Genomic DNA, 12,250 nt, shown 5'->3' with positions numbered 1-12,250 from the left:
TGAGGAGGTGAAATATGAGAACAATATTGAAGGTACAGAATTTATGTAAAAGTTTTGAAGATACACAGGTGTTAAATAACATAAATTTTGATGTTGAAGAGGGTGACTTCATAGCAATCATGGGGCAGTCGGGTTCTGGAAAATCCACATTGCTTTATAGTATCAGTGGAATGGATAGCCCTACTTCGGGTAATGTGTTACTTTGTGGTAAAGATATTTCCAAGCTAGATGATGAAAAAATAAGTGAAGTAAGATTAAAGCAAATGGGGTTTATTTTTCAACACTCCTATCTTCTAAAAAATTTATCTATCAGAGATAACATTGTACTTCCTGGGTTTAAGCTTGGTAATTTATCGAGGGAGCAGGTAAATCAAAATGCCGATTCACTTATGGTAAAGACAGGCATTGACAGTGTAGCTGGGCATGATATTAAAAAAGTTTCAGGGGGGCAGCTGCAACGCGCAGCCATCTGCCGGGCACTGATTAATCAGCCAGACATTTTATTTGGAGATGAGCCAACTGGAGCCCTGAATAGCAGTACCTCAAGGGAGGTATTAGATATCATTAATGCTGTCAATACTGACGGCACAACTGTCATCATTGTTACCCATGATGTGAAGGTGGCAGCCAGGGCAAGCAGAGTAATATTCCTTATGGATGGAAATATCCATGATAAACTGACATTAGGAAAATATAACGGAGAAGAGGAAAAAACATCTTCCCGAGAGAAAAAGTTATATGAGTGGTTAGAAAAAATGGGATTTTAGTAAAGACTATGAGGAGACAGTAGTTAGTCTAGAAAAAAATACAGTTTATAAGCAATTCTAACACCTTCCCATGCTAATATTTATGTGACACATATAACAGCAGAGGTGGATTATCACTTGGCCTTATTAGTTTTCTAGGAAAGGTGTAGGATTGGGTGTTGCAGGTATAAGTGAATCATTTTGATTATGTGGGCTAGTCTATTATAATGATGGAAATATAAAAATATGAACTCAAAAATGTTATAATTGATATTAAAGAATAAGAAAAAGAAAAGAAGGTATTATAATGGTGCATAAAAACAAGATACTCAATTTCATAATCAACAGTACCTTTGAAGCAATTCTTGATCAAATTGATGAAATACATCCAGTTGACTTTTTAGAAGCCCTTGCTGAATTTGAAGAAGACCCTATAATTGTACTTTCAAAATTACCTGATGAATATGTGGGGCTTTTACTTGACTATGCTGAAGACGATGAAAAATTTAAGCTGCTCTCACTTTTTTCTGAAAAAAGAAAAGGTCAAATCGTTTCTGAGATGTCATCTGATGAACTTGTAGATTTACTTGGCAGTCTTGATGAAGAAGACAAAAACGCAATCATCAACAACATGAACGTTGATGATGTGGAAGAGGTGAAAGAGCTTCTCTCCTACGACCCTGAATCAGCAGGGGGGATAATGGCCACTGAGTTTATAGCCATTAAGGAATCATATACCGTTAACGAAACTATAGAGTATTTAAGAACCATGGCTCCTGACTCAGAAACACCATATTACATTTATGTGGTTGATGGTTTTGATGTTTTAAAAGGAGTCGTCCCATTAAGAGAAATTATAGTTTCCGATCCAGATACACTGATAAAAGATATTATGATAGAAAAAATCATAAGTGCACCCGTTGATATGGATCAGGAAGAGGTAAGCAATATTTTTGAAAAATATGGCTTTATGGCAATACCTGTTACTGACCATAAAGGTGTGATATTAGGTATTGTAACCGTTGACGACGTGATTGAAATCATGAAAGAAGAATACACTGAAGATATGTTCCGACTTGCTGGTCTCGATGAAGAAGAAAAAATTTCTGGATCTGTTTCAAGTGCTATTAAGTCCCGGTTGCCTTGGTTGCTTGTAAACCTAGTCACAGCAATACTTGCAGCTGCAACCGTAAGTCTCTTTGAAAATACTATTGCACAAATAGTTGCCCTTGCTACATTTATGCCTATTGTTGCTGGTATGGGAGGAAATGCTGGGACACAGACACTTACCATGATTATCAGAGGTATTGCTTTAGGTGAATTAAGCTATGAGAATCAAAAGGAAATATTACAAAAAGAGATTTCTATTGGCTTAATCAATGGATTATGTCTTGGTCTTGTTGTTGCTATGCTAGGATATTTCTGGGTAGGAAGCTTTGCTTTTGGATTTGTTATTGGTCTAGCGATGTTTTTAAACTTGATTGTTGCGACAGTGTCTGGCTATTATGTTCCAGTTATATTGAAAAAAATTGGTATTGACCCAGCATTGGCATCAGCTGTTTTTGTTACAACAGTCACAGATGTTTTAGGCTTTTTCTTTTTCTTAGGACTCGCTACCATTATGATTACGTCTTTGATTTAAAGAACTAAGTGCGCATGTTAGTACTTAAAGTTGACCAATATGATAAAAAATTGACATCAGATGGAGAACTTTATGACTGAGCATCTTGTGCTGGACTCATGTGTTTATAGTTTAATGAAATTTATAATCTCTTCATTCACAGCTCTTGGATTATCTGGGTTTGTGGCACATTCTATCATGATCACCAGTTAGAAGTAAAGTAGGACATTTTGCTTTATGAAGATCATTTCTGCTTTCCATTCTAGTTACAGCATCCCAAATACGAACCCAGTTGTCTTTAGTAATCATTGAAAATGCATTCATTATATAGTCGAAATTTTCTGGATTGAATTTCGATAGCATTTTTGCTTGTAGCTTTCCACTGAGCTCCATAGAAATCATTTTACTACTGAAACGGTTTATTGGAACAAATACTTTTTCATATAGGTTAAGAGTATTACTACATGGGCTACCAATTAAAATAAGGGATTTGACACGCTCTGGATAGTTGATGGCTGTTTGAAGTGAGATATGTCCTCCCATTGAAAGTCCGCAGAGGATTGCCTGATCCAGCTTTAAATGGTCCATCAACGCAACAAGATCAGAACTTAATTGGAATGGTTTTATGAAAAGCATGGTGCCGGAGGGAGAACCCTAACCGGCACAGGTTTGAAACTTCAATTACTGAATAATAGTATTCTTAATAGTGTACCTTTTTCAATGATCTTTAATCATTTTGAGAAAGTCCCTATACTCTATTTCCCTTTATGCGATTTGTGTTATAACTAGGTGAGCTGAAACAGGTTCGGTTCCTCCAGCCATAGGAGTAATGGTTAACGCCGTTGCATTATTAGCAGGATTTCTCACAGTGAGTATTGAATCGGTTTCTGTTGTAGACACAAGTGCCATACCTACTATCTGAGATGTGCCTGTTGCCCGTCCTACAACCGTATAGGCTAGCTCAGCGCCGTCGAGAGTTAAAACCAGTTGACCTGCTTCGTCGACACTCACCTGAAACAAGACCTGATAAGTGCCAATTGCACCTAAGTTAAATTCACTGTCATTAACACGGGTGATAGTAGTCATACTTGAAGGCCCGTCTTGAGGGAAATCTACATCCGTACCGACAGCAACTGTTGCTGTATTATCAGGAGGCATCAAGGCGTAAAAATCAGCATAGGCTAGTATTCCTTCAGATGGCCCAGTTGCCCCAGTTGCCCCAGTTGCCCCCTGTTCGCCGGTAGGCCCTTGAGGACCTTGTATTCCTTGAGGGCCTTCTGGACCTTGTTCGCCCTGAGGACCCTGAGGACCCTCTGGACCTTCCGGTCCTGGAGGACCTGGAGGACAAATACATCTTCCCATATTCTCATCTCCTTTCTTATTAGGTATGGTATATAATACTCAAAAAAAAAGAAAGGTGTGATGGATATAAGCAAATATATCAATATATTTAATCCGGCATAAGATATTGAAAGAGGTAAAAAAAGGAAGTGATAAGAATGTCGGATTGCCCAATAATAGGTATTTTGGTACCTAATAGGAATAAAAGAAAAAAAATCTTGAAACTTTATCAACGTCATCACAATCTGCCCTTGAAGCTGTTCGCTTTTACTCGGGCAGGTATTCTTTGGGAAAAGCATAAAATAATTGGCCTTTGTCAGATTGGGGGTAAATGGGAAGAAAAGATGTTTCCCTTTCCTCATGCAGTTTATAACCGGTGTTATAATAAAAAAACAACAACTATTGAGCACCTTAATAGTATAATTGGTGGAGAAAAATGTTTTAACGGTATTAATTGGTTTAATAAATGGAAAGTTTATAACTTGTTAATCAAATCAAACCTTCAAATGTATATACCAGATACATTTTTATTAAATGAGGTGAATCTATCAGAGTTAGTGAAGAAATATAAAATGGTATACATGAAGCCATCTTATGGAAATCGTGGAAAGAACGTGTATAGATTAGAGCTTAAGGAGAATGGAGATATTCATATATCTTTACACAGTTTAGCTCCTAGATTGATTTGCAGAAAAAATGAAAATATTCAGCAAAAACTAGATAAACTAATAGGTGAAAATATTTTCATAGTGCAAAAAGGGATTCAAGCAAGTCTTATAGATAATAAAAATTATGATATTAGAGTGCTTGTTCAAAAAGATATTAACGGCAAATGGAATGTTACAACCATGGTCTGTAGAGTGGCTAATCAACTTTATTTTAACACTGGCGTATACGAATCTTTATATGATGCTGCAGAAATTTTAGATCTGATATTTCCCCTAAAAAAAACGAAAGAAACTACTATTAATTCTATTAACAAGATAAGTGTAAATGCTGCCCAAGTGTTAGAAACCAATATGGGTTTGCTGGGTGAATTAAGTGTGGATTTTGTATTAGACGAGAAAATGAATTTATGGATTATTGAGCTAAACGGTAAACCTCAAAAAAACATATACAAAGACATTAATAAATTTAAGCATGAACAGCTAATCTATCGCAGACCAATTGAATATGCTTACTATCTTTCAATCCACTAATCAGGAGAATGGGTTTGTTATGTCTTGATAGAGAAGAAGTAAGTTGAAATAAGTGGTTTAGAATAACGAATATAAAATTTAATAATGTAAAAATGATCCCTTAGACGATATAAGTTTAGGGGATTTTTCAATTTAGAAAAAAGTATTGATTAATTTCAAACCCTCCAGTATACCACCAGACTTATGTTTAGAGTGTATAATGAAATACGCTTGATATAAAAGTCTGGTTTTTAATTACTTGAAAAGATAGGAGGGTTTTTAATGTCTAATAAAATTATTAAAGTATCACAGCTTTCTAAAACCTATAAAGGAGGAGTAGAAGCAGTTAAAAACATTAGCTTTAATGTAAAAGAAGGGGAGTTTTTTGCTTTCTTAGGACCTAATGGGGCAGGAAAATCTACTACTATTAAAATGTTAACAACATTAACGAGACCTACTTCAGGAGAGGTAGAAATAGCAGGATATGACTTGCTACGACAACCAGATAAAATACGCCTTAAAATAGGTGTAGCTTTACAAAACACAGCAATAGATCCAACATTAACTGGAAGAGAACTGATTAGGCTACAAGGACGGTTATTTGGTTTTTCAAAAGCTGAATCTAACAATAGAGCTAATGAATTGGTGGAATTAGTAGGGTTAACTGAAGATGCTGATAGGGCTTGTGGTAAGTACTCTGGTGGCATGCAAAGAAGACTTGATTTAGCAATTACATTGGTGCACCGTCCTAAAGTGCTGTTTCTAGATGAACCTACTGTAGGACTTGATCCAGCTAGTCGAATAGATTTATGGGAAGAAATTAAAAAGCTAAATAGAGAATATGGTACCACTATATTTCTAACAACTCAATATTTAGAAGAAGCAGATCAAGTGGCAGATAGGGTCGGTATTATTAAAAATGGAGAAATTGTAGCTTTAGAAAATCCACAATCATTAAAAAATTCACTTGCGTTAGATAAGATACAAATGTCTTTTTCATCTATGGAAGAGAAAGAAAAGGCTAAATTAGCTGTTATAAAAATTGCTCCTAACTTGGAATCGGTAGAAACAATGATTAAGGTTTACGTACAAAAAAGTCAAAAAGTTTTGCCCGAAATCATTCGAATACTGGCAGAAGCATATGTATTTCCAGAAGATATTAGTATATCTTCTCCAACCTTAGATGACGTATTTCTGCAAGTTATCAGAAATAAAAATAACTAAAAGAAGAAAAACGGAGGTGTAAGCATGAAAAAAACAATGTTAATCTTAGATATAATACTATTAACGAAACGTAGTCTTATTGGTTCAATTAGAAATCCATTTGTTTATATTCCAAATTTTATAATGAGTTTATTTTTCCTATTTGTTTATACAGCTGGGGTAGGTGCAGTGACAAACCTACCTACTCTAGAAGGTGTTAATTATATTGCTTTTATTTTACCTGTGTCAGTAGTTTCCGCCGCTATTGGTGCAGCTACAGGAGCAGTTGAGACGTTAGTAAAAGATTTAGAAAGTGGATATTTTGCAAGGCTACTTCTTACCCCAACCTCGAGGTTGGCTATCGTATTGGGATCAATTATTACAGGTATGATTCAACTGGTACTTCAATCAACATTATTGATTATGATAGCAATGTTGATGGGAGTTAGAATTTATAGTGGCATAGGTGGGTTTATGTTAATTCTTTTATTGGTTACTGGTCTAGGATTAGCATTTACCGGTTATGCAGCTACTGTTGCTTTAGTAACTAAAAGTTCTCAAGCTGTTCAAATGAGCACAATGATTTTCTTTCCTATGCTTTTTCTGAGTACAACCTTTGTGCCATTAGATTTAATTGAAACAAGCTGGTTGCGCATAGCAGCAATAATTAATCCTACCACGTATATATTTGAAGGCATGAGGGCTCTATTAATTAGAGGATGGATGCCATCGCATATACTTTACGGTTTTCTTGTAGGATTTATTGGATCAGTCATCACCATTACTATTGCGACAATGAATGCACGTAGAGCTTTTGATGGAGAATAAGAAAGAGAAGCTGTAAATTATTCACAACCTATGCTACCTATTAAAGTAGGTAGCATAGGTATACTGGTAAGAATTTATGTCATTGCTTCTTAGAAACAAAAGCGCCATAGAAAGGAATCTAAACACTTCTTGACCTGCAATCCCAAGTAAAGACTAAGCGATACATGTTCCCCCTCAGACTACGGGTTGGGGGGATTTTTGTGTGAGCAATAATAAGACGAAAATTTTTTTATCCAAATTAACATTGACTCTTACCTTAGGGGAGGCATTAGAATTAATTTCGAGAGATAATATTGCAATTATAAGGAGGGAATCAAATGGTATTAAAGGATGAAAAAAAATATGATATAGAAGTCAATGACTTAGTAAAGACCTATAAAGGCAGTATAAATGCATTAGCTGGATTAAGTTTTAGCATTAGATCTGGAACTATTTACGGACTTCTTGGTCCCAACGGTGCAGGAAAATCCACAACAGTAAAAATTTTAACTACATTATCAATTCCTGACAGTGGTGAAGCAAAAGTATTAGGATTTAATGTTATATCACAACCAGATAAGGTTCGTAGTGTAATTGGATGTGTATCTCAAAGGTCAGGGGTTTGTTTTGAATCTACAGGGCGTGAAAACTTGACCCTCCAGGGGCAATTACATGGAATGGGAGGAAAAAAGCTCAATGATAGGGTGGATGAATTAATTAATATTTTCAAATTAAATGAAGCTGCCAATAGGTCTACTTTAACTTATTCTGGTGGGATGCTTCGAAAACTTGATATAGCAATGGGTATTATTCATAACCCTCAAATTTTATTTTTAGATGAACCTACTACTGGTCTCGATCCAGAGGCAAGAAGCGCCCTTTGGGGACTAATTACAGATTTATCTAAGATGGAGAAGATTACTATTCTGCTTACTTCTCATTATTTAGATGAAATTGATCGTCTTGCAGATTGTCTCGCTATTATTGATGAAGGAAAAGTAGTTGTGGAAGGTTCACCTAAACAATTAAAAGAAGAGTTAAAGGGAGATATAATTAAGGTAGAATTTCAAAAACATTATTCGAATAATAATGCACATATTAAAAACATCTTGCAAGAACAGCAAGGGGTGAAAGAGGTGGAGGTTAAAGGAAGGGAGGTAATGCTACAAGTGAGTAATGGATCAACAATATTGCCTAATATATTACAGTTAATTCAATCATTATCAGTTGAAGTATTGTCAGTTGAGGTTATTCCCCCTTCTCTCGATGTAGTGTATTTAAAATATACAGGCAAAAGCATTGAAATATAAAATGTATTAAATATAATGAAAAGGAGAGAGGTTGAAATGAAAAAAGTATTAAATGATACTTGGTATATGGCCCTACGGCGTATTAGGCCGACATTTCGGCAACCAATGACTATTGTTATGTCAATGGTACAGCCTATTATTTGGTTATTACTGTTCGGTAACCTATTTAAGGGAATTGTTGAAGTTCCAGGTTTTTCAACTGATTCCTATGTAGAATATATACTACCGGGCATGATAGTCATGAATACATTGTTTATAGGTATTTATACTGGAATGGGGACACTAAACGACATAAACAGCGGTGTTATGGAGCGGTTTTTAATTGTACCAATCAATAAAATTATTATTATACTAAGTGAATTAGTACAATTAATTATTCTTTTGTTGGCTCAGTTTATTATCATTATTCTATTAGCTATTATTATGGGAGCAAAATTTTCCTTGAATTTCTACAGTATTATAATATTTTTAACTATACCAATACTATTAGGTCTAGCGGTTAGTGCCCTATCGATTAGTTTAGCACTAATAACACGTAAACATGAAGCTATGATAACTGCATTACAATTCTTTACTTTGCCACTTATGTTTCTATCATCAGCATTTATGCCGAGAGAACTTATGCCGGCTTGGATTCGTACAATAAGTATTATAAATCCAATTGATTGGGCAATATTAGGAGCCCGTGAGGTACTAAGTTCGCAAATTTATTGGATGGATGTAATTACTAATGGAACTTTGGTACTCCTATTTGGAGTAATATGTATTTTAATCTCACTTCGATCATTTAAAACCTTTCAAAGATCGATATAATTGTGGCTAAGGAACAGATATTTATTGCTTTTCTATTAAGAAGGGTAAATAAGCTATTGACTCTTATCTTAGGTAAAATATTCAATTTAAGGAGACGAAGAAGTCATGGAGTATACAGTAAAAGAGGTTTCAAAATTAACAGGGACTACAGTGAAGACACTGCATCATTATCATAAAGTAGGACTTTTGGAACCATGTAAAGTTACAGAGGCTGGATATAGAATTTATGGTATAAAAGAATTAGAAAGATTACAGCAAATATTGTTTTACCGAGAATTAGACTTTTCATTAAAAGATATTATAAAGGCACTAGATGATGAATCAAATCGTGTTGAGACTTTAAAACGACAATTCAAACTTCTTAGTGAGCGTAGTGAGAGAATGGATGGCATATTAAAGACAATTGAAGAATCTATCATATTCGCCGAAAAAGGAGAAAATATGGATCAATCAAAAATGTTTAAAGGACTAAACAAAGAACAATGGAAAGAGGTACTTGCTGAGCAAAAAGAGTATTTGATAAATGAGTATGAATTTGAGATGGATATAGAGTCGATTGATGCAAATGCTTTAAATGAAGTAGCGATAGAATCAGAAAGGTTTATGAGCTTTTTAGCTAATGCATTGAAAAATCGATGGAAACCAAATGACGAGAGATTAAAAAATGAATTAGAAAGGCATATAGACTTTCTAAATTCCCATAATATGCCCACTGATTCTAAAGAACTTGTTGAAACAGCCTGGTTTTTTATTGAGGATGACTTTCACAGAGATATGTTAGAAGGTCAACAAACAGGACTTAGTTATTACTTTTATACAGTAGCAGAAATACATGCATTAAAGGAACAAAATTAAATATCAAGTGGTAATTGTAACTGGTGTGAGGATTATTAAAAAAGGGAAGGGGGGGGCCTTATTCATTCTTCGACTGGTGCTGCATCTAGATAGAGCGGCTATAGGGATGATAAAAAATATCAAGAGTTTATTATTTCTAGAATGTATTATTAAACTAGTATCCATAGGGAGGATTTGATTTGAGTTATTATATTATTAGTGAAGATGAAATACGTATTGATTATTACATTTCTATTAGTGAAATTAGTCACCATTTAATCAACAAAGCATAAGGAGGTGAAGGTATGTTTTATAATAATATAGAGACAGATAGGTTGTTACTGAAAAACATTGATAGTGGAGATAGTGAATTTATTTTTAGTCAATTTTCCGATGTTGACATAAATAAATACTTATTTGATGCTGAACCATTGACAGATATTAGTGAGGCAGATGGAGTGATAGAATTTTATTTAAAACCTGAACCACGACCACAACATAGATGGATAGTAATACGAAAAGCTGATGGGGTGAAGATGGGAACCTGTGGATTCCACTGTTGGAGTATTGAAGATTCTAAAGTTGAAATAGGCTATGATTTGAAAAAGGAATTTTGGGGAAATGGATACATGTATGAAGCCTTAAAAGGAATTATTGAATTCGCTGAGTACTCTATGGAGTTAAAGGAAATAAATGCCTGTATTTATACTGAGAATCATAAGTCTATAAGCTTGGCAGAGAAACTAGGTTTTGTTTTGACTGGTTCAAAATATGAAATTTTTAGAGGGGAGAAATATTTACATAGTATATATTCACTAAATTTCAAATAGATATTCTTTTTACGTGTTGAAGCAGTTCTCGAACTGAAGCACTATATGATATTGAAATAGAAAATTGGCTCAATGCATCCCATGCTATAAATGGTGAGTATAGTAAATGAGGTTAATGCTAGAATACTTGAGTTTATAGATAAAAACTCCGATGATGAGATTTAGGAAAAACTAAAGTAGAAACTGTAATATCAATTGAAAAAAATAGCATTTATTACCTATTTTTATAGAAGTATATCAAGAAGGTGAGGAGTCGCTAGGAGGATATGTTAATAAAATAAAAAATTAGAAAGTGTAGAGATTAGGCTGTGAAATGCCATGAGACTCTACACTTTTAATAATTTTGTTTTCTAAATTCTTTGAAAAATATTTAGCACTCAGGATGCTTTTCTGTATCTGCTTTTGCTTTTGTTCTATGAATCGTACCCCGTGGAATCGTTTATCTTTTCTTCATAATCTCTTCAAACTTTTAATTTATAATAGAGAAAATTAGATATTAAGTGAGGTATCAAATAACTTCTCCCTTTCCATTTACTTAATTCATCAGCCGGTCATTGTTGGGGTGATACTTTTATTAAGATTATGGGGAGCAAAATCCTAGGGGATAAAACCAATTGTCACAGGAGATTCTCATGACTCTCCTATAATTATTTAGCATCAAATGAGGTTTAACGGGAGGGTAATATTTACCTTGACAGAGGTTAGTGAAGTTGATTAAAGATATATGAAAATAGTTAAGGAAAGGAGAGAACAATATATGAAGAATAAAAAAAACGTGGCGATTATTAGTATAGCTATTATTGGAGCGATGGCATTTACTGCTGTAGGTTTCGGTACTTTTACAAGACTTCCACAAAACACAGCAGACAATAGACAGCTTACGGATGAAGGTGAGGTAGTTAATATGAATACATACCAAGATAATACAAAAGATGAAGTAGCATATGAAGAGAATTATGAAGTAGTGGATGTCTTTAACGATAAGCTATATAAGATAGATATGCAGGGCGATGTATCGGTGGGAGTTGCTTTTCTAAATCCTATAGAGGAAGATAATGATTATTTTAACTTTGGTGTAGCTTTAAATACCCACTCAGTTGATTTAGATGGCTATAATTTGAGTCAAATGACTTTTTTATACGTTGGAGATGAAGTTAAAATTACAGAAAATATCCAATGGACGATGGTTGAAGGAGGAGGACACCATGTGTCGGGTATGATCAAAGTTCCTAGGGAACAAGAGGGGACAAAGCTTGATTATAAAGATAAAGAATACATTCGTCTTGAGATAATGAACTTAGACGGGGTGAACTCTAGGGTGTTTGAATGGGAGCAAGACTTATTTTAACTTCAATCAAGTGAGGTGAATCTTTGTATATAATGTCTAATGATATGTCCATTTTGGGTACTGAAAAACAAGAAATAATAGCTTTCATTTTAGAAAATTTAAACATGTACCATTCATGGTCTTAGTTATGCATTACATGCACAGTCGATATATTTAATAGCAACTGCTTCAATAACTATGGTATTTTGAGTTTAAATTTAGGTCATATTATTATAGATG

General features: G+C 34.3%; 12 protein-coding genes. 10 read left to right on the top strand and 2 right to left on the bottom strand.

What is annotated here, in order from left to right; all coding sequences use genetic code 11:
- The first annotated feature begins 14 nt into the window (after positions 1–14).
- Together BLP68_RS05125 and mgtE are read left to right on the top strand one after the other, a co-directional pair.
- On the top strand, positions 15–767 hold the full coding sequence (locus tag BLP68_RS05125) for an ABC transporter ATP-binding protein (RefSeq protein WP_091540839.1): 753 nt from the start codon (positions 15–17) through the stop codon (positions 765–767).
- Between the two features lie 286 nt (positions 768–1,053).
- The gene (mgtE, locus tag BLP68_RS05120) at positions 1,054–2,388 is read left to right on the top strand and encodes a magnesium transporter (protein ID WP_091540837.1); all 1,335 of its coding nucleotides are present in this window, start codon (positions 1,054–1,056) and stop codon (positions 2,386–2,388) included.
- A gap of 150 nt (positions 2,389–2,538) precedes the next feature.
- Here the strand turns inward: mgtE and BLP68_RS05115 are convergent, their stop codons facing one another.
- Positions 2,539–3,003, bottom strand: a complete 465-nt coding sequence (locus BLP68_RS05115) for an alpha/beta fold hydrolase (RefSeq protein WP_207647872.1) — start codon at positions 3,001–3,003, stop codon at positions 2,539–2,541.
- A gap of 129 nt (positions 3,004–3,132) precedes the next feature.
- A complete protein-coding gene (locus BLP68_RS05110; RefSeq protein ID WP_091540835.1) occupies positions 3,133–3,729 on the bottom strand; it encodes a hypothetical protein in 597 nt (198 codons plus the stop codon).
- A gap of 137 nt (positions 3,730–3,866) precedes the next feature.
- Between BLP68_RS05110 and BLP68_RS05105 the strand changes: the two genes are divergently transcribed.
- The 8 genes from BLP68_RS05105 (at position 3,867) to BLP68_RS05070 (ending at position 12,031) form a co-directional block, all read left to right on the top strand.
- Positions 3,867–4,907 carry a YheC/YheD family endospore coat-associated protein gene (locus BLP68_RS05105; protein WP_176758871.1) on the top strand — a complete coding sequence of 347 codons (1,041 nt, stop codon included), beginning with the start codon at positions 3,867–3,869 and terminating at the stop codon, positions 4,905–4,907.
- Positions 4,908–5,168: 261 nt separating this feature from the next.
- Complete coding sequence (locus BLP68_RS05100; protein ID WP_207647871.1) at positions 5,169–6,110, top strand: ABC transporter ATP-binding protein; 942 nt, start codon at positions 5,169–5,171, stop codon at positions 6,108–6,110.
- Between the two features lie 24 nt (positions 6,111–6,134).
- Positions 6,135–6,917: an ABC transporter permease gene (locus BLP68_RS05095; RefSeq protein WP_207647870.1), complete on the top strand. Its 783-nt coding sequence runs from the start codon at positions 6,135–6,137 to the stop codon at positions 6,915–6,917.
- Positions 6,918–7,234: 317 nt separating this feature from the next.
- Entirely contained in the window at positions 7,235–8,206 is a 972-nt protein-coding gene (locus BLP68_RS05090) for an ATP-binding cassette domain-containing protein (protein WP_091540834.1), read from the top strand.
- Between the two features lie 36 nt (positions 8,207–8,242).
- Positions 8,243–9,019, top strand: coding sequence for an ABC transporter permease (locus BLP68_RS05085; RefSeq protein ID WP_176758870.1), 777 nt, complete (start codon positions 8,243–8,245; stop codon positions 9,017–9,019).
- Between the two features lie 105 nt (positions 9,020–9,124).
- On the top strand, positions 9,125–9,874 hold the full coding sequence (locus BLP68_RS05080) for a MerR family transcriptional regulator (protein WP_091540830.1): 750 nt from the start codon (positions 9,125–9,127) through the stop codon (positions 9,872–9,874).
- A gap of 284 nt (positions 9,875–10,158) precedes the next feature.
- The gene (locus BLP68_RS05075) at positions 10,159–10,683 is read left to right on the top strand and encodes a GNAT family N-acetyltransferase (RefSeq protein WP_091540828.1); all 525 of its coding nucleotides are present in this window, start codon (positions 10,159–10,161) and stop codon (positions 10,681–10,683) included.
- A gap of 757 nt (positions 10,684–11,440) precedes the next feature.
- Positions 11,441–12,031, top strand: coding sequence for a hypothetical protein (locus tag BLP68_RS05070; protein WP_091540826.1), 591 nt, complete (start codon positions 11,441–11,443; stop codon positions 12,029–12,031).
- Positions 12,032–12,250 lie beyond the last annotated feature (219 nt).

This window comes from Alkaliphilus peptidifermentans DSM 18978 (assembly GCF_900101495.1).
GTDB classification, from domain to species: Bacteria; Bacillota; Clostridia; order Peptostreptococcales; family Natronincolaceae; genus Alkaliphilus_C; species Alkaliphilus_C peptidifermentans.
This window is presented reverse-complemented; position numbering and strand designations above follow the sequence as displayed.

Coding starts and splice junctions, on each gene's coding strand:
- BLP68_RS05125 (WP_091540839.1), top strand. CDS start 15: ATGAGAACAATATTGAAGGTACAGAATTTATGTAAAAGTTTTGAAGAT.
- BLP68_RS05090 (WP_091540834.1), top strand. CDS start 7,235: ATGGTATTAAAGGATGAAAAAAAATATGATATAGAAGTCAATGACTTA.
- BLP68_RS05105 (WP_176758871.1), top strand. CDS start 3,867: ATGTCGGATTGCCCAATAATAGGTATTTTGGTACCTAATAGGAATAAA.
- BLP68_RS05070 (WP_091540826.1), top strand. CDS start 11,441: ATGAAGAATAAAAAAAACGTGGCGATTATTAGTATAGCTATTATTGGA.
- BLP68_RS05100 (WP_207647871.1), top strand. CDS start 5,169: ATGTCTAATAAAATTATTAAAGTATCACAGCTTTCTAAAACCTATAAA.
- mgtE (WP_091540837.1), top strand. CDS start 1,054: ATGGTGCATAAAAACAAGATACTCAATTTCATAATCAACAGTACCTTT.
- BLP68_RS05095 (WP_207647870.1), top strand. CDS start 6,135: ATGAAAAAAACAATGTTAATCTTAGATATAATACTATTAACGAAACGT.
- BLP68_RS05110 (WP_091540835.1), bottom strand. CDS start 3,729: ATGGGAAGATGTATTTGTCCTCCAGGTCCTCCAGGACCGGAAGGTCCA.
- BLP68_RS05075 (WP_091540828.1), top strand. CDS start 10,159: ATGTTTTATAATAATATAGAGACAGATAGGTTGTTACTGAAAAACATT.
- BLP68_RS05080 (WP_091540830.1), top strand. CDS start 9,125: ATGGAGTATACAGTAAAAGAGGTTTCAAAATTAACAGGGACTACAGTG.
- BLP68_RS05115 (WP_207647872.1), bottom strand. CDS start 3,003: ATGCTTTTCATAAAACCATTCCAATTAAGTTCTGATCTTGTTGCGTTG.
- BLP68_RS05085 (WP_176758870.1), top strand. CDS start 8,243: ATGAAAAAAGTATTAAATGATACTTGGTATATGGCCCTACGGCGTATT.